This window comes from Agromyces sp. NPDC055520 (assembly GCF_053619715.1).
In genome coordinates, this window is record NZ_JBSHJY010000005.1 from 119207 (window position 1) to 136951 (window position 17745).

The following is a 17745-nucleotide window of genomic DNA, read 5'->3' on the forward strand; positions in this document are numbered from 1 at the left end:
ACCACTCCCCAAGTCGGTCGCCGAGGTGGCGGATCATCAGTGCTGCCCCGCCGCTCATGCGAACCATTCTCCCAGTCGGTCGCCCAGCAGGCGGAGACCCGCCGCGTTCGACGATTTCACCAAAACCGTGTCGCCGGGGCGCACGGACGACGTGACGAGGTCGAACGCCTCGTCGGCGGACTCGACGAACGCGGATTCGCCGTCCCACGAGCCCTCGTTGATCGCCGTGATGTGCAGGCGCCGAGCGCCCGCCCCCACCACGACGAGTTGCGAGATGCCGAGCCGAACCGCGAGCAGACCGATGCGATCGTGCTCTTCACCCGAGAACTCGCCGAGCTCGCTCATCTCGCCGAGCACCGCGATCGTGCGGGCCTCGGGGTTCTTCACCTGTGCGAGGGTCTTGAGCGCGGCCGACATCGAGTCGGGGCTCGCGTTGTACGCGTCGTTGATGATCGTGATGCCGTCGCGCCCGCCCATCACCTGCATGCGCCAGCGTTCGGCGAGGGTCACCTGCTCGAGCGCGGCGACGACCGAGGCGAGCGGCACGCCGAGTTCGACGGATGCCGCGATGGCCGCGAGTGCGTTCATCACGTGATGTTCGCCGAGCACCGAGAACCGCACGCGTGCGGACTCGCCACCGGGGATCGTCACGGTGAACTCGGTGCCGCGGGCATGCGCCCGGATGTCGGTGGCGCGAACGTCGGCGGACTCGCCGAAGCCGAACCAGACGACGCGCGCCGCGGTGAGCCCTGCCATGGGCACCACGCGCGGGTCGTCGGCGTTCAGCACCGCGACATCCGTGTCGGTGAGGTCGGTGACCATCTCGGACTTGGCCAGCACCGTCTGCTCGATGCCGCCGAACTCGCCGGCGTGCGCGAGGCCGACCTTCAGCACGATGCCGACGTCGGGCCGGGCCATGCGCACGAGCCGCGCGATCTCGCCGACGCCCGAGGCACCCATCTCGGCGACGAGGAACTCGGTGTCGTTCGTGAGTTCGAGCATCGTGATCGGCGCACCGACCTCGTTGTTGAACGAGGCGCGGGCAGCGACCGTCGGGCCGACCTGCTCGAGCACGGTGCGCAGCAGGTTCTTCGTCGTCGTCTTGCCGTTCGAGCCCGTCACGCCGACGATGCGGAGCCGCCCGAGCGAGCGCACTCGGCGCACGACCTCGGTCGCGAGGGCGCCGAGTGCGTCGACCGAGTCGGCCACGACGATCTGCGGCACGGGCAGGTCGAGCGCGTGCTCGACGATGAGCAGGGCCGCGCCCTGTTCGGCGGCGGCGGGCGCGAAGCGGTGACCGTCGTCGAACTCGCCGCGCTTGGCGACGAAGACGCCGCCGGCCTCGACCTCACGGGAGTCGGTCGTCACGACGCCGTCGACGATCGTGTCGGCGGTGACGGGAGTGCCCTCGAGTCGGAGCGCGCCACCGGCGGCCGAGGCGAGCTCGGCCAGGGTCATGGCGATCATGCGAGCCACCCCGCATCGCGAAGCGCCTGCCGGGAATCGTCTCTGGCGGAGTACGGGATCTTGACGCCCTTCACTTCGTGGTAGTCCTCATGGCCGGGGCCGGCGTAGAGGATCGCGTCGCCGTCGCCCGCGAGGGCGAGCGCGGCGCGGAACGCCTCGCGCGGGTCGGCGATCTCGTGGATCTCGCGGTCGGGCACGGCGTCGCGTGCGCCCGCGATGAGTGCGGCGCGGATCGCCGCCGGGTCCTCCCACCGGGGGTGGAAGTCGGTCACGACGACCACGTCGGCGCCGCGAGCGGCGATCGCGCCCATCTCGGTCCGCTTCGTGGTGTCGCGGTCGCCATCGGCGCCGAAGACCATGACGACGCGGCCGTCGGTGGCGCGGCGGATCGCGCCGAGCGTCTGCAGGAACGCGTCGGGGCTGTGGCCGTAGTCGATGTAGACGACGGGGCCGCGGTCGCCCGAGATGCGCTCGGCCCGGCCTGGGATGTACGCATCGACGCCGCCGTCGCGCTCGAGGGCCTCGGCGATGCGGTCGAGGTCGTACCCGGCCTCGACGAGCATGACGATCGCGAGGGCGGCGTTGGCGGCCATGTACCAGCCGAGCAGCGGTACGCGGCTCTCGATGCTGCGGCCGTCGGGGCCGTCGAGTCGGAACGAGGTGTGGTCGACGCCCTCGTCGAGCACGGTGATGCGCCAGTCGGCGTCGACGCCCTCGATCGAGGTGAGCGTCGTCACCGGGATGCCCGACTCGGCGAGGAGTCGACGGCCCCACTCGGAGTCGACCGTCACCACACCGCGGTGCGCGCGCTCGGGCTGGAACAGCTCGCGCTTGGCTTCGAAGTACTCGCTCATCGACGAGTAGTCGTCGAGGTGGTCGTGCGTGAGGTTCGTGAAGCCCACGACGTCGAAGACGAGCCCGTCGACCCGGTGGCGCGAGAGCGCCTGCGCCGAGACCTCGATGCCGACGGCGCGCACGTCGACCTCGCGCATGCGGGCGAGCAGCGCGTGCAACTCGCTCGCCTCGGGGGTCGTGAGCGAGCTCGTCACGGCTTCGTCGCCGATGCGGCGCTCGGCCGTCGAGGTGAGGCCCGCGGTCACGCCGAGCTGGCGGAGCATGCCGTAGAGCAGGTACACGACGCTCGTCTTGCCGTTGGTGCCCGTGACGGCGAAGAACGTCGCGGGGTTGTCGGCGGTGCCGTGGATCCAGGCCGCGACGTCGCCGAGCGCGGCGCGCGCGTCGTCGGTCACGAGGATCGGCAGCCCCGCGTCGGCGGCACGCTCGGCGCCTGCGGCATCGGTCAGCAGTGCCACGGCGCCCGCCTCGCGGGCGGCCGCGGCGAAATCGGCGCCGTGGGCGTTGCGGCCGGGAACACCGACGTAGAGGTCGCCGGGCTGCACGGTCTTCGAGGAGAGGCCGGCGCCGGTCACCTGGAGACCGTCGATCTCGCCGAGCACGGCGAATCCGAATGCTTCGGCGAGGCCGGGAAGCGATCGAGGACTCGGGTGCTTCGGCCGGAGGGCCGTGAGAGGCGATCCGGTCACGAACCCAACTTTCTCACCAGGTGGCTGGCAGCTCGGGCGCCGGGGCGCCGGATGGAACGGTCCGGTACTTCTTCAACACCTGGCTCATCACCTCTTGGAAGACGGGAGCGGATGCGGCGGACGAATTCATCTTAACGGGATTCATGATGCTCACCGAAACGACGAACTGCGGATCGTCGGCCGGGGCGAAACCCGAGACCGAGACGAGGTATCCGTGCTGGTAGCCGCCGTTGCCGTCGGGCACCTGGGCGGTGCCCGTCTTCGCAGCGACCCGATAGCCCGGGATGTTCCACTCGTCCGAGAGCCAGGCGTCCTCGTAGACGCGCTCGAGCATCTGACTCGTCTCGCTCGCCGCTTCGGCCGAGACCACCCGTTCGCCCTGCGACGGCGGCGTGGTCGCGACGCCGTGCTCATCGACGCAGCCGTCGACGAGGGTCACTGGCATGCGCACGCCGCCGTTGGCGATGGTCTGGTACACGCTCGCGATCTGCACGGCCGTCGTCGTGAGCCCCTGACCGAACATCGTCGCGTACTTCGTCTGGTTGTCCCAGTCGTCGGGGTCGCCGTGCAGGTCGCCGCTCGCCTCGACCGGAAACCCGACCTCGGTCTCGTGGCCGAGGCCGAACTTCACCATGTCGTCGTAGCGGGCCCGGTCGGTCATGAGTTCGCCGAACTGGGCGATGCCGGTGTTCGAGGATTCGATCAGCACACCGGTCAGCGTGAGGTTCAGGTCGTCGTGCGGCGAGCTGTCTCGGAACTTGGCCCCGTTCGGCGGGTAGTACCAGTACGGCGCGACGACCTGGCTGAATGGGTCGGCCAGGCCGGCGTTGATGACGGATGCCGCGGTGAGAGCCTTGAATGTCGACCCGGGCTCGAACGGCGCCGTGAACGAGCGCGATCCTCGATCCTCCGCGTTGATCGCCGACGGATCGTTGGGGTCGACGGTCGGCACGTCGGCGACCGCGAGCAGCCGGCCGGTCTTGGCCTCCATGACGGTGACGGTCGCCCACTCGGCGCCGGTCTCCTGCACCCGTTGCTCGGCGATGCGCTGCACCGCCCACTGCAGGTCGGTGTCGATCGTGAGCTTCAAGGTGCCGCCGTCGCGCGCCTGTTTGTGCACGATCTCGGTACCGGGGATCCGCACCCAGTCCTGCAGGCTGTGCAGGTAGCTGACCTTGCCGTCCTCGCTCGCGAGGCACTGGTCTTCAGAGAGCTCGAGGCCCTGCACCGGCTCGCCGTCGGGGTCGACCCAGCCCACGAGGTTGCCCGCGACCGCGCCGTTCGGATAGCGGCGGCTCGGGTGCCGGTAGGGCTCGACCCATGGGATGTCGAGCGCCTTGACGGCCTCGTAGGTCTCGGTGTCGACGAGCTTGGCCACGTAGGCGAAATCGGAGGTCGGGTCGTCGGCGAGGGCCGCCGTGATGATGCCCTGCACCTGATCGCCCGTGAGGCCGACGACGGCGCCGAGCTCGGCCGCGATCTGTTCGAGCGGCACGTCGACCATCTTCGTCTTCGCGGGGTCGTCGGGGTCGGGCTCCTCGCGCGAGACCGGCCCTTTCGACGCCTGCTTCGGCGAGAGCGCGATGTCGTACCGCATGACGCTGTCGGCGAGCACCTTGCCGTTCACGTCGACGATGTCACCGCGCGCGCCGTACACCGTGACCGGCTCGGATCGCGCCTCTTGCGCCTGTTCGTTCAGTTCGGAGGCGCGCACGATCTGGATGTCGACGAGCCGCACGACGAAGACGCCCACGAGAGCCGCCAGCACGGCCGCCGAGAGCAGGATCCGTCGCATCGGGTGGCGGCTGGTGCGATTCATCCGATTCATCCGGGACTTCCTTGCAGGGGTCGAGCGTTCAGTGCGTGGCGGGTGTCGGCAGTCCGCCGTCGGCGGGCGGCACCGAGACTGCCGCGGGAGTCTCGGGCGGTGCGTCGCCCGTCTGCACGGGCATGCCCCCGGTCGGAGTCTGCCCCGCCTGTGTCGCCGCATCGGGCGGCACGCCGTCGATCAGCGCATTCGGGACGAGCGGTGCAGACGTCGCGGCACCGCCCACCGCCGCCGTCGGCTGGCCGACGACGGCACCGTCGGAGAGCCGAAGCAGCACCGGGTTCGAGTTCGGCACCATGCCGAGACCCTCGGCCCTCGCGGCGAGGTACTGGGGCGACTGCACGCGGTCGACGTCTTCCGAGAGCTTCTGCTCGTCGCGCGCGAGCGTCGCCTGCTGCATCTGCAGCGCGTCGATCTCGTAGGCACCCTGGGTGACGGCGATCGAGAGCAGCAGTTGCGCGACGATGATGACCGCGACTCCCCCGAGCGCGATGATCGCGTAGCCGAGCCGCGGCTTCGTACGCGTCGCCCGTTCGGGCGCCGGACGCAGGCGGCGCTGCGGGCGCCCTGGGCCGACTCGTCGAGGTGCCGGAAGCGACTGGGCGGGCAGGGCGCTCATGACGGCCTCCGCACTCGCTCGGCGGCACGAAGGCGCACGGGCTTGGCCCGCGGGTTCTCGGCCTGCTCGTCTTCGCTCGCGAGTTCGGCGCCGCGCACGAGGAGCTTGAACTCGGGTCGGTGCTCGGGCAGCTCCATCGGCAGGCCGGCGGGCGCCGTCGAGCTCGACGCCGCGGCGAGCGAGCGCTTGACGATGCGGTCTTCGAGGGACTGGTACGCGAGCACGACGATGCGGCCGCCGACGGCGATCGTCTCGAGGGCGGCGGGCATCGCCCGCTCGAGCACCGAGAGCTCTTCGTTGACCTCGATGCGCAGTGCCTGGAAGACGCGCTTCGCGGGGTGGCCTTGACGCTGCACCGCCACCGGCGTCGCCGCCTGGATCACCGCGACGAGCTCGGCCGAGCGCGTGATCGGCGCCTCGGCCCTCGCTCGCACGATCGCCCGGGCGTACCGGGCGGCGAGCTTCTCCTCGCCGTAGTCGAGGAAGATGCGTCGCAGCTCGTCTTCGCTCTCCTCGGCGATCACGTCGGCCGCCGTTCGCCCGCTCGTGACGTCCATGCGCATGTCGAGCGGAGCATCTTTCGAGTAGGCGAAGCCGCGCTCGGCGCGGTCGAGCTGCAGCGACGAGACGCCGAGGTCGAAGAGCACGCCCTGCACTTCGCGGAAGCCCTCGCCGCGAACCGCCTCGACGATGCCGTCGTAGACCGTGTGCACGAAGCGGGCGCGGTCGCCGAATTTCGCGAGTCGCTCGCGGGCGATGCCGAGCGCGTCGGTGTCGCGGTCGAGGCCGATGACGGTGAGCTTCGGGAACCGCTCGAGGAACGCCGCGGTGTGACCGCCCATGCCGAGGGTCGCGTCGACCATCACGGCGCCGTCGGCCTCGAGGGCCGGCGCGAGCAGTTCGAGCGTGCGCTCGAGCATGACCGGGGTGTGAATGCGTTCGATGTCCATGATTCCGCCTTGCCCTTCGTGGCCTCGGGTTCCGATCCCCATCCGTTCGTCCTGATGCGGGGAAGTGCACCAGGCGCGGCCGGCTGGGAGTCGGAGCCCGAGGACTAGAAGAGTCCGGGGATCACCTCCTCCGCCGTGTCCGCGAAGGCCGCCTCCTGCTCGGCGAGGTAGCTCGCCCACGCCGTCGCGTCCCAGATCTCCACCCGGCTGCCCGTTCCGATCACCGTGAGGTCTCGGTCGAGGCCCGCGTACGCGCGGAGCGTGGCGGGGATGGTGACGCGATGCTGCTTGTCGGGGGTCTCCGCGGAAGCCCCCGAGAGGAAGACGCGCATGTAGTCGCGTGCCTGCTTGCTCGTTACCGGGGCTTGGCGGATCTTGTCGCTCATGCTCTCGAACTCCCGCGCGCTGAACACGTAGATGCAGTGTTCCTGCCCGCGCGTGAGCACGAGACCGCTGGAAAGCTCCTCCCGGAATTTCGCCGGAAGAATGACGCGGCCCTTCTCATCGAGCTTTGGTTCGTAGCTACCGAGGAACACCGCACCACCCCCTTTCCTCCGGCCAGAATCCAGGTGGCCCCACTTTACTCCACTCTCATCCACCGATCAACGACATTTGCTCGAATCAGCGTGTCGCCGGCACCCCATCGCCCATGAACACTGGGATCTGCTGGGGTGGAGCGGAGTGGAGGGATTGTGACGAACCACGGCAAGAGAGAGGGAATCCAGGCATTCAACGAAGCGGATGCCGCGTGCTACGGGCCGTCAGAACGCGCCGCGCCTCATCGGGCGCACGAAAAAACGGGCCGATCCGAGGATCGACCCGTGCGGGTGGTGCGATGTGGAGGGGTCAGTCGTGGCCGTCTTGGCGGCGGTCCCATCGATCGTTCATGCGGTCCATGAAGTTGCCGCCCGTCGGGCGCCGACCGCGCTGCGTCGAGGCGGGCTCCGCCGGAGCCGCTGCGGCGGCGCCGCGCTTCGAAGGGGTGATCGCCACGAGAACGCCGGCGAACATCAAGGCGAAGCCGATGATGCCGATGGCGAGCAACTGCGAGGCCACGCCCGCGATGAGCGCGCCGACACCGGCGACGGCCAGCAGCACACCGAGCACGATGGCCCGGTAGTTGGGTCGTCGACCACGAACTCCGCCGACCGCTTGCACGAAGTCGGCGTCATTGCGATAGAGGTTCCGCTCCATCTCCTCGAGAAGACGTTGCTCCTGCTCTGAAAGCGGCATCTCATTCCCCTCAGGCTCGGGATCGACGCATCCGAGTCCATTCTAGCCCTGCCCGGCCTCGCTAGGCTAGGCGGGTGGCTCACGGTTCCCGACTGGTCGATATGGTGCACGAACGCATCGAGGGTTTCCTCGCCGAACGCACTTCCATTCTCCGCGAGATCAGCCCCGATCTCGACCCGCTCGACGCGTTCTCAAGGCGGTTTCTCAGCGGGGGCAAGCGCTTCCGGGCGCTGTTCTGCTACTGGGGCTGGGAGGCCGTCGGCGGACGCGGCTTCGACCCCTTCGCCGGGGAGGGCGGGCGCGATCGATTCCCGATCATCTCCGCGGCATCCGCTCTCGAGCTCTTCCACGCTGCGGCGCTGCTGCACGACGACATCATCGACAACTCCGACACCCGTCGCGGGGCCCCGTCGGGTCACCGCCTCTTCGAACAGCTGCACGCGGACGCCGGCTGGGACGGCTCGGCGGCGGAGTTCGGCCGGGCCGCCGCGATTCTTCTCGGCGACCTGCTGCTCGGGTGGAGCGACGAGCTGTTCGACGAGGGCCTCTCGGCCCTGCCCGACGCCGATGCCGCCCGGCGGGCACGCGCCGAGTTCATGCGCATGCGCACCGAAGTCACCGCCGGCCAGTACCTCGACATCCTCGAGGAGCGCGCGTGGCGCAGCCAGGCCGAGGCCGAGCAGCGACTGCGCGCCGAACGCGTCATCGTCTACAAGTCGGCGAAGTACAGCGTCGAAGCACCGCTCATGATCGGCGGTGCGATCGCCGGAGCGACGGCCGCGCAGTTCGAGGCGCTGCGCGCGTTCGGGCTGCCGCTCGGCATCGCGTATCAACTGCGCGACGACCTGCTCGGGGTCTTCGGCGACCCCGACGTCACCGGCAAGCCGAGCGGCGACGACCTGCGCGAGGGCAAGCGCACGATGCTCATCGCGATCGCCCGCGAACGACTCGCCCCCGGGCAGCGCCGCCTGCTCGACGAGCTCCTCGGCGACCCCGATCTCGCACCCGAGCAGGTGCGGATGCTGCAGCAGACGATCCGCGAGTGCGGCGCGGTCGACGAGGTCGAGGCGCTCATCTCGTCGAACGTCGCGACCGCGATGTCGGCGCTGGCCGACGCCCCGCTCAGTCGGAACGCGCGCAGCGAGCTCGGCTCACTCGCGAAAGCGGTCACCCGCCGCACGAGCTGAGCACGCGAGCGGGTTCAGGCGAGCGCTTGTGCGACGCGGCGCACCTCGGCCTTGCGGCCCGCGAGCAGCGCGGCGATGGGCGAGGTGCCGAGGCTGTCCTCCTCGGCGAGCATCCACTCGAGCGCCTCGGCGTCGGTGAAGCCCGCGTCGGCGAGCACGTTGGCCGTGCCGTGCAGCTCGGGCAGGGGTGCGTCGTCGCGCAGGAACACGGCGGGCACCTTCAGCACCCCGTCGATGCGCGCGGCGAGCAGGTGCTTGTCGTCGATGAGTCGTCGGATGCGGCTCGGGCTCTGCCCGAGCAGCTCGACGAGGTCGGGAACGGTCAGCCAGTCGGTTTCGGCAGCATCGGTCACGGTTCAAGACTGCCATGAGCCGGCGGTCTTGCGGAACCCGTCACGTAAACCTCCGGTATCGACGAGCCCGACCGGCACGGACGACGCGCGCCGAGGTGTTTGACTCGCGATTGCGCCTATGCGACGGTTGCCGCGGGGGCCGGGAGCAGGTGCCGGTAGAGGGGGAACGATGACGTACGACGCAGTGCCCGCCGGTGAACCGCCGGAGCGAACCCGACGATCCGTCTCCGAGAGCAACCGGCGCCGCGGCATCCGTCGCCTGATCGCCCTGCCGCTGGCCGTGGTCGGCACCGTCGCCGTCACGCTCGGCATCGCGCAGCCCGCCGAGGCAGCGCAGCAGCCGGCGAAGCGCACGCTCAAGGCGAAGGCCGTGAGCAGCGGCGCGGCCACGCAGTCGGCGCGCGCGGCCGCGGCCTCGTCGAACTCGGCGCCGGCCGAGTTCACCGTCGGCGACGGCGACACCGTGAGCGGCATCGCCGAGCGGTACGGCCTCGCCACGGCCGACGTGCTCGCGCTCAACGGCCTCAGCTGGTCGAGCCTGATCTTCCCGGGGCAACGGCTCGCGCTGCCCGGCGGCACGGCCGCGCCAGCCCCGATCGCCGTCGCCGCCGAACTGCCACGCCACACCGTCGTCGCCGGCGACACGATGAGCGGCATCGCCGCCGCGTACGGCGTCTCGCTCGACGAGATGCTGAGCGCGAACGGACTGAGTCGGCAGAGCCTGATCTTCCCCGGCCAGTCGATCGTGCTGCCGCCCGGCGGCACGGAGGTCGCGGCCGCCGCAGCTCCCGTGTCGACCGAGTCCGCCCCGGCGCCGGCACCCGAACCGGCTGCGCCCGTCCCCGTGGCCCCCGAACCGGCCGCCCCGGTGCCGGTCGTCGCGGTCGCCTCCGTCAGCGTCGCGCTCACGGATGAGATGCGCGCGAACGCCCGCATCATCGTCGACGTGGGCCGCTCCCTCGGCGTGCCCGAGCAGGGCATCGTCATCGCCCTCGCCGCCGCCGCGCAGGAGTCGGGCCTGAAGAACCACGACTACGGCGACCTCGACTCGCTCGGCCTGTTCCAGCAGCGGCCGGGCCAGGGCTGGGGCACGGTCGACGAAGTGCTCGACCCGGTGCGGGCGGCGACCGCCTTCTACGGCGGGGACGCCAATCCCAACCCCGGGCGTACTCGCGGCCTGCTCGATATTCCGGGATGGGAATCCCTCACCGTCACGCAAGCGGCACAGGCCGTGCAGCTGAGCGCGCACCCCGACCACTACGCGAAGTGGGAGGTCTCGGCGCGCGCCTGGCTCTCGGAGCTCGGCTGAACACGAGCATCACGATGGAGTTGCGATCGGCGCGCCGTCGGCGTTTGCGCGGGCCCGGGCATATAGCTCTTCGTAGACTCTCAGGGTGACCACTGCGCCTGTCGACCCGATGATCGGCCGTCTCATCGACGGCCGCTATCAGGTGCGCTCCCGCATCGCCCGCGGGGGCATGGCGACGGTCTACCTCGCGACCGATCTGCGCCTCGAGCGTCGGGTCGCGATCAAGATCATGCACGGCCACCTCGCCGACGACAACACCTTCAAGACCCGGTTCGTGCAAGAGGCCCGCTCGGCCGCCCGCCTCGCGCACCCGAACGTCGTGAACGTCTTCGACCAGGGCCAGGACGCCGACATGGCCTACCTCGTCATGGAGTACCTGCCCGGCATCACGCTGCGCGAGCTGCTGAAGGACTACAAGAAGCTCACGCCCGAGCAGACCGTCGACATCATGGATGCCGTGCTCGCCGGCCTCGCCGCCGCGCACAAGGCCGGCATCGTGCACCGTGACCTGAAGCCAGAGAACGTGCTGCTCGCCGACGACGGCCGCATCAAGCTCGGCGACTTCGGCCTGGCCCGCGCCGCGACCGCCAACACCGCGACCGGTCAGGCCCTGCTCGGCACGATCGCCTACCTCTCCCCCGAGCTCGTGACGCGCGGCGTCGCCGACGCCCGCAGCGACATCTACGCCGTCGGCATCATGATGTACGAGATGCTCACCGGCGAGCAGCCCTACGTCGGCGAGGCGCCGATGGCGATCGCGTATCAGCACGCGAACGACCAGGTGCCGACGCCGAGCTCGTCCAACCCGGCGGTGCCCATCGAACTCGACGAGCTCGTGCTCTGGGCCACCGCCCGCGACCCCGACGAGCGGCCGAGCGACGCCCGCGCGATGCTCGAGCGGCTGCGCGAGATCGAACCGTCGATCAGGTCGTCGCATCAGTCGCTCGCGACCCAGGCCACGATGATCCTGCCGGATGCCGCGGCTCCCGCTGCGACGGCCGAAACGCGCGTGCTCGGGGCGGCGGCCGCACCCGTCGCGCTCGCGGCGACGGCGACCGCCGAGGCGTCCGACGGCGACGACACCGCGGCGCTTGCGACGAGCGCCGATCGCCGCAAGCGACGCGGCTACTGGATCATCGCCCTCGTGCTGCTGCTCACCGGCCTCGCCGCGGGCACCGGCTGGTACTTCGGCGCCGGCCCCGGGGCACTCACCATCGTGCCCGAGACGGCGACGTTCACCCCTGAGGAGGCGACCACCGTGCTCGAAGAGGCGGGGTTCACGGTCGCGCCCGCCGAGCGCAACGACCCGGTCGTGCCGGAGGGCCAGGTCTCGGGCACCGACCCGGCGGCCGGCGCCGAGGCGCAACGCGGCTCGACCGTGACGCTCTTCGTCTCGCTCGGTCCGAGCATCCTGCCCGTGCCCGAGGTGCGGGGAACCGCGTCGGCCGACGCCCGCGCCGCCCTGAAGGATTTCACGGTCGTCGAACCCGACGTGCTGCAGTTCACCGGCGACGTGCCGGTCGACACCGTGATCGACGTGCTCGACGCCGAGGGCAACCCGGTCGGTGCGACGTACGCCGAACTCGGCGAGCTGACGCTCGTAGTCTCGGCCGGTCCCGTGCCCGACGTCGTCGGCATGCCGAGCGCCGAGGCAGAGGCCGCGCTCACCACGGCCGGGCTGCAGTTCGCCTACCTCGATCCCGTCTTCGACGACTCGGGCGCGATCCCCGAAGGCTCGGTCTTCGCGGCGGAGCCGACGACCGAGGTCGTTCGGCAGGGCGCCACGATCAACCTCACCCTCTCGAAGGGGCAAGACCTCGTCACGGTGCCCAATGTCGTGGGCAAGACGATGTCGGAGGCGATCACGATGCTCGAGGCCGCGGGGCTCAAGGCGAGCTACGAACTCCCCGACATCTTCCTTCCGATCGCGACCGTGAAGTCGCAAGACCCCGCGGGCGACACCCAGGCCGTGCGCAACAGCACCGTGCGGCTCGTGGGTTCGCTCACGCTCTGATCCAAGCGGCGCGCAGACGACGAACGGCGGATGCCACGAGGCATCCGCCGTTCTGTCTGTTCTGTCTGAGCGCCTACTGCGTCAGCTTCGGCGGGCCGCGAGCTCCTCGGCGACGAGGAACGCGAGCTCGAGCGACTGCATGTGGTTCAGCCGCGGGTCGCAGAGCGACTCGTAGCGGGTGGCCAGGGTCTCTTCGTCGATGTGCTCGGAACCGCCGAGGCATTCGGTGACATCGTCGCCCGTGAGCTCGACGTGGATGCCGCCCGGGTGCGTGCCCGCATCGCGGTGCGCCTCGAAGAAGCCCTTGACCTCGTCGACGACATCGTCGAAGCGACGCGTCTTGTAGCCGTTGGGCGTCGTGATGCCGTTGCCGTGCATGGGGTCGGTGACCCACAGCGGCGTCGCGTCGCTCGCCTTGATCGCCTCGAGCAGGGGCGGCAGCGCCTCGCGGATCTTGCCGGCGCCCATGCGCGTGATGAAGGTGAGTCGACCCGGCTCGCGCTGGGGATCGAGCTTCTCGACGAGCTCGAGCATCGTCTCGGGCGTCGTCGTCGGGCCGAGCTTGACGCCGATCGGGTTGCGAACACGCGACAGGAAGTCGACGTGCGCGCCGTCGAGCTCACGAGTGCGCTCGCCGATCCAGATGAAGTGGCTCGACGTGTCGTACGGCGTGCCGGTGCGCGAGTCGATGCGGGTCATGGGGCGCTCGTAGTCCATCAGCAGGCCCTCGTGGCCCGTGTAGAACTCGGTGTGCTTGATCGCCTCGAAGTCGGCGCCGCAGGCCTCCATGAACTTGATCGCACGGTCGATCTCGCGAGCCATCTTCTCGTAGCGGGCGTTCGCCGGGTTCGACGCGAAGCCCTGGTTCCACGAGTGCACCTGTCGCAGATCGGCGAACCCGCCCTGCGTGAACGCGCGGATGAGGTTCAGCGTCGATGCCGCCGTGTGGTAGCCCTTGATCAGCCGCGCGGGGTCGGCCGCACGCGACTCGGGCGTGAAGTCGTAACCGTTGACGATGTCGCCGCGGTAGGCGGGCAGCGTCACGTCGCCGCGCGTCTCGGAATCGCTCGAACGGGGCTTGGCGAACTGCCCGGCCATACGGCCCATCTTCACGACCGGCATCGACGCGCCGTAGGTGAGCACGACCGCCATCTGCAGCACCGTCTTCACGCGGTTGCGGATCTGATCGGCGGTGGCGCCCGCGAAGGTCTCGGCGCAGTCGCCGCCCTGCAGCAGGAACGCCTCGCCGCGCGACGCGGCGGCCAGTCGGTCGCGCAGCGTGTCGACCTCGCCGGCGAAGACGAGCGGCGGCAGGGTCGCGAGCTCAGCGGATGCCGCGTGGGCGGCTTCGAGGTCGGGCCAGGTCGGCTGCTGCTTGATGGGGAGCGTGCGCCAATAGTCGAGGCCGGCAATCACGGAGGGATCTGCATTCACGACCGGCTCGACGAGCTGTACCACGGGGAACGTCCTGAGGGTTCGGGGCGCACTCGGCGCCGGAAAAGAGAACGGCGACGCACGTCGCGTCCCCGCGGAACGAGCCTATCGCGATTGCGAGGCGCGCTTCTCCTTCACCGAACTGGCGTAGACGTCGACGTATTCCTGGCCGCTCAGCCCGCGCAGGTCGTAGACGAGCTCGTCGGTCACGGAACGCAACACGAAGCGGTCGCCCTCGAGCCCCTCGAAGCGGCTGAAGTCGACGGGCTCGCCGAGGATGATGCCGATACGACGCACCTTGGGCAGTCGCGAACCGATCGGCATCACGTGCTCGGTGCCGATCATCGCGACGGGGATCACCGGGACGCCGGCCTCGAGCACCATGCGCGCGACACCGGTGCGACCGCGGTAGAGCTTGCCGTCGGGGCTGCGGGTGCCTTCCGGGTAGATGCCGAGGATCTTGCCCTCGCCGAGCACGCGCAGGCCGGTCTCGAGCGACGCCTCGGACGCCTTGCCGCCGGAGCGGTCGATCGGCAGCTGCCCCGCCGCCTGGAAGAAGACCTTCGTCGCCCAGCCCTTCAGGCCCTTGCCCGTGAAGTACTCGCTCTTGGCCAGGAAGACCACCGGGCGGTCGACGATGAGCGGCAGGAAGATCGAATCGATGAACGAGAGGTGGTTCGAGGCGAGCACGACCGCGCCCTCTTTCGGCACGTTCTCGAGGCCGACGACCCACGGCCGGAAGATCGAGAGGAGGATCGGACCGATCACGAGGTTCTTCATGATCCAGTAGAACAACGCGGTCCTCCTTCCTGCTGCAGCACCGACTCAGCCTAGCGTCGCGGGGATCCGGCGTGCTCGGCGACCCACACGCGTGCGAGGTCCGCCGCGCCGACGACACCGGCGTCGTTGACGAGCTCGGCGATCACGAAGTCGGGCTCGGGGTGATAGCCCCGTGCCGGCAGGTGCTCGAGGTAGGCCGCTCGGATCGGCTCGAGCAGCAGGTCGCCGGCCACGGCGACGCCGCCGCCGAAGACGAATCGTTGGGGGTCGAGCACCGCGGAGAGGCTCGCGGCGGCCTGCCCGAGCCACTGGCCGAGCTGTCGCAGGGCGGCGACGGCACCGGGGTCGCCGGCCGCGATGAGGTCTCCCACGATGCGGCCGTCGAGTTCTCCGCGATCGGAGCGCGCCCGTGCGAGTGCCTGGCCGATGCCGCCCGCGTCGGCGATCTCATTCGCCATGCGCAAGAGCGCGCGACCGGAGCCGTACTGCTCGATGCAACCCCGCTGCCCGCACCCGCAGGCGAGGCCGTCGGGAACCACGCGAAGGTGACCCAGTTCGGCGCCGGCGCCGAAGCCCCCGCGGAACAACCGGTCGCCCGCGACGATCGCCCCGCCCACGCCGGTGCCGATCGTGAGCATGACCATGTCGCTCACGAGGCGCCCGGCGCCGAACCGGAACTCGGCCCAGCCCGCGGCGTTGGCGTCGTTGTCGACGACGACGGTCGTGCCCACCCTCGCCTCGAGCTTCTCGCGGAACGGCTCGTTGCGCCAATCGATGTTGGGTGCGTAGTAGACGGTGGACTGGGCGGCGTCCACGAAGCCGGCGGCGGCGACGCCGATCGCCGCGATGGGCTCGTCGGCCCGTTCGCGAAGCGACTCGATCATCGCCACGACCGCGTCCTCGAGGAGCGTCGCGTCACCAGCGGGCGTCGGCACGCGCTCACTTGCGAGGATGTTTCCGAGCTGGTCGACGATCGCACCGGCGATCTTCGTTCCACCGATGTCGATACCGATCGCGTGCACCGAGGGCTGCCTTTCAGAGGGGGCGAAGCGTGATGGAGCTGAGACCGGGGGCGGCCGCGAGCAACGACTAGAGTGTAATCGACCCCAATGCAGAGGTTTCGCGACGGTACCCGAGCCGTTCGCAGCCCGCCCGGTGCCGAAGGAGCTACCGTGATCGAATTCGCTACCCCGCCCTTGGTCGCAGCAGACCCCGAAGCGAACACCACCGACCTGCTCGTCGACCGCGTCGCAGCGACGCCCGACTCCGTGCTGTTCTCGCTTCCCACAGCCGACGGGGGCTGGTCGCCGGTCACGACGAAAGAGTTCTACGACCAGGTGATCGCCCTCGCGAAGGGCCTCGTCGCCGCCGGCATCGAGCCCGGCGACAAGATCGGCCTGATGTGCAAGACCCGCTACGAGTGGACCCTGATCGACTTCGCCACCTGGTTCGCCGGCGCCGTGCTCGTGCCGATCTACGAGACCAGCTCGCCCTCGCAGGTGCGCTGGAACCTCAGCGACTCGGGCGCCATCGGCGTGATCCTCGAGACGCCCGACCACTTCGCCCGGTTCGACGAGGTGCACCCCGACCTGCCCGACATCCGCAGCGTCTGGCAGATCGACCTCGGCGACCTCGACAAGCTCGTCGCGGGCGGCGCCGAAGTGGCCGACAACGAGATCGAGCGCCGTCGCAACCTCGCCGTCGGCGACGACATCGCGACCCTCATCTACACCTCCGGCTCGACCGGCAAGCCCAAGGGCTGCGTGCTGACGCACTCGAACTTCGTCGAGCTCTCGCGCAATGCCGCGGTCGCGCTCGACGAGGTCGTGCTCGACCCCAACGGCGCCTCGACACTGCTCTTCATCACCACGGCCCACGTGTTCGCCCGCTTCATCGCGGTGCTCTCGGTGCACGCCGGAGTGCGCGTCGGACACCAGGCCGACACGAAGCAACTGCTGCCCGCGCTCGCGAGCTTCAAGCCGTCCTTCCTCCTCGCCGTTCCGCGGGTGTTCGAAAAGGTCTACAACGCGTCCGAGCAGAAGGCCGAGGCCGGCGGCAAGGGCAAGATCTTCCGCGCGGCCGCCGACACCGCCGTGGCGTATTCCATGGCGAAAGAGGCCGGCTCCGTTCCGCTCGGCCTGAAGGTCAAGTTCAAGGTGCTCGACGCGCTCGTGCTCTCCAAGCTCCGCGCGGCGATGGGCGGCAACGTCAAGTACGCCGTGTCGGGCTCCGCGCCGCTCGGCCCGCGACTCGGCCACTTCTACCACGCGCTCGGCATCACGATCCTCGAGGGCTACGGTCTGACCGAGTCCACTGCGCCGGCCACCGTGAACCTGCCCAGCAAGTCGAAGATCGGCACCGTCGGCCCGACCCTTCCCGGTGTCTCGGTGCGGCTCGCCGACGACGGCGAGATCCAGATCAAGGGCATCGACATCTTCAAGGAGTACTGGAAGAACCCCGAGGCGACCGCCGAGGCCTTCGACGGCGAGTGGTTCAAGACCGGCGACATCGGCTCGTTCGACGCCGACGGCTTCCTCACGATCACGGGTCGCAAGAAAGAGATCATCGTCACGGCCGGCGGCAAGAACGTCTCCCCCGCCGCGCTCGAAGACCCGATCCGTGCGAACCCGCTCGTCGGCCAGGTCGTCGTGGTCGGCGACAAGAAGCCCTTCATCTCGGCGCTCATCACGCTCGACCCCGAGATGCTGCCGGTCTGGCTCAACAACAACGACGAAGACGCCGGCATGACGATCGAAGAGGCGACCGTCAACGCGGCCGTGCTCGCCGAGGTGCAGCGCGCGATCGACGCGGCCAACGAGACGGTCTCGCGTGCGGAGTCGATCCGCAAGTTCACGCTGCTGCCGATCGAGCTCACCGAGGCCAGCGGTCACCTGACCCCCAAGCTCAGCATCAAGCGCAATGTCATCCTCGACGACTTCTCGGGTCAGATCGAGGCGATGTACACAGGCGCCCCGGCGACCGAGGGGCACTCGATCGTGCATTGAGCACGCTCGAGTCGCACTGAGC

Annotated in this window: 15 protein-coding genes; 4 read left to right on the forward strand and 11 right to left on the reverse strand. The window is 69.9% G+C overall.

All coding sequences use genetic code 11. The annotated features are described in order from the left end of the window. Positions 1-54 precede the first annotated feature (54 nt). The 7 genes from ACWGST_RS04615 to ACWGST_RS04645 form a co-directional block, all read right to left on the reverse strand. A complete protein-coding gene (locus ACWGST_RS04615) occupies positions 55-1467 on the reverse strand; it encodes a UDP-N-acetylmuramoyl-tripeptide--D-alanyl-D-alanine ligase (protein WP_452045467.1) in 1413 nt (470 codons plus the stop codon). Continuing rightward, entirely contained in the window at positions 1464-3011 is a 1548-nt protein-coding gene (murE, locus tag ACWGST_RS04620) for a UDP-N-acetylmuramyl-tripeptide synthetase (RefSeq protein ID WP_452045468.1), read from the reverse strand. Before murE ends, ACWGST_RS04615 begins: the two co-directional genes overlap by 4 nt. 13 nt (positions 3012-3024) lie before the next feature. Continuing rightward, positions 3025-4830: a peptidoglycan D,D-transpeptidase FtsI family protein gene (locus ACWGST_RS04625; RefSeq protein ID WP_452045469.1), complete on the reverse strand. Its 1806-nt coding sequence runs from the start codon at positions 4828-4830 to the stop codon at positions 3025-3027. Between the two features lie 37 nt (positions 4831-4867). Beyond that, on the reverse strand, positions 4868-5458 hold the full coding sequence (locus ACWGST_RS04630) for a hypothetical protein (protein WP_452045470.1): 591 nt from the start codon (positions 5456-5458) through the stop codon (positions 4868-4870). Next, positions 5455-6408 carry a 16S rRNA (cytosine(1402)-N(4))-methyltransferase RsmH gene (gene rsmH, locus ACWGST_RS04635; protein WP_452045471.1) on the reverse strand — a complete coding sequence of 318 codons (954 nt, stop codon included), beginning with the start codon at positions 6406-6408 and terminating at the stop codon, positions 5455-5457. Before rsmH ends, ACWGST_RS04630 begins: the two co-directional genes overlap by 4 nt. A gap of 104 nt (positions 6409-6512) precedes the next feature. Next, the gene (gene mraZ, locus ACWGST_RS04640) at positions 6513-6944 is read right to left on the reverse strand and encodes a division/cell wall cluster transcriptional repressor MraZ (RefSeq protein ID WP_056651561.1); all 432 of its coding nucleotides are present in this window, start codon (positions 6942-6944) and stop codon (positions 6513-6515) included. Positions 6945-7254: 310 nt separating this feature from the next. After that, a complete protein-coding gene (locus tag ACWGST_RS04645) occupies positions 7255-7641 on the reverse strand; it encodes a DUF3040 domain-containing protein (RefSeq protein WP_452045472.1) in 387 nt (128 codons plus the stop codon). Between the two features lie 74 nt (positions 7642-7715). On the opposite strand from ACWGST_RS04645, the gene ACWGST_RS04650 reads away from it, so the two are divergent. After that, positions 7716-8828: a polyprenyl synthetase family protein gene (locus tag ACWGST_RS04650; protein WP_452045473.1), complete on the forward strand. Its 1113-nt coding sequence runs from the start codon at positions 7716-7718 to the stop codon at positions 8826-8828. A 14-nt stretch (positions 8829-8842) separates the two neighbouring features. Here ACWGST_RS04650 and ACWGST_RS04655 read toward each other — a convergent pair whose 3' ends face one another. Continuing rightward, a complete protein-coding gene (locus ACWGST_RS04655) occupies positions 8843-9181 on the reverse strand; it encodes an Rv2175c family DNA-binding protein (protein WP_452045474.1) in 339 nt (112 codons plus the stop codon). Between the two features lie 169 nt (positions 9182-9350). Here ACWGST_RS04655 and ACWGST_RS04660 point away from each other — a divergent pair, with 169 nt between their 5' ends. Beyond that, positions 9351-10490 carry a LysM peptidoglycan-binding domain-containing protein gene (locus ACWGST_RS04660; RefSeq protein WP_452045475.1) on the forward strand — a complete coding sequence of 380 codons (1140 nt, stop codon included), beginning with the start codon at positions 9351-9353 and terminating at the stop codon, positions 10488-10490. 85 nt (positions 10491-10575) lie between these two features. Continuing rightward, positions 10576-12504, forward strand: a complete 1929-nt coding sequence (gene pknB / locus ACWGST_RS04665) for a Stk1 family PASTA domain-containing Ser/Thr kinase (RefSeq protein ID WP_452045476.1) — start codon at positions 10576-10578, stop codon at positions 12502-12504. Between the two features lie 81 nt (positions 12505-12585). Here pknB and ACWGST_RS04670 read toward each other — a convergent pair whose 3' ends face one another. The 3 genes from ACWGST_RS04670 to ACWGST_RS04680 all read right to left on the reverse strand — a co-directional run bounded on the left by ACWGST_RS04670 (position 12586) and on the right by ACWGST_RS04680 (position 15740). Beyond that, positions 12586-13920 (reverse strand): class II 3-deoxy-7-phosphoheptulonate synthase, encoded by a 1335-nt coding sequence (locus ACWGST_RS04670; protein WP_452045477.1) that lies wholly within the window; start codon positions 13918-13920, stop codon positions 12586-12588. Between the two features lie 123 nt (positions 13921-14043). After that, positions 14044-14733, reverse strand: a complete 690-nt coding sequence (locus ACWGST_RS04675) for a lysophospholipid acyltransferase family protein (RefSeq protein WP_056008212.1) — start codon at positions 14731-14733, stop codon at positions 14044-14046. Between the two features lie 35 nt (positions 14734-14768). Then, entirely contained in the window at positions 14769-15740 is a 972-nt protein-coding gene (locus ACWGST_RS04680; protein ID WP_452045478.1) for an ROK family glucokinase, read from the reverse strand. Positions 15741-15890: 150 nt separating this feature from the next. Between ACWGST_RS04680 and ACWGST_RS04685 the strand changes: the two genes are divergently transcribed. After that, positions 15891-17723, forward strand: a complete 1833-nt coding sequence (locus tag ACWGST_RS04685) for an AMP-dependent synthetase/ligase (protein ID WP_452045479.1) — start codon at positions 15891-15893, stop codon at positions 17721-17723. The last annotated feature ends 22 nt before the right edge of the window (positions 17724-17745 follow it).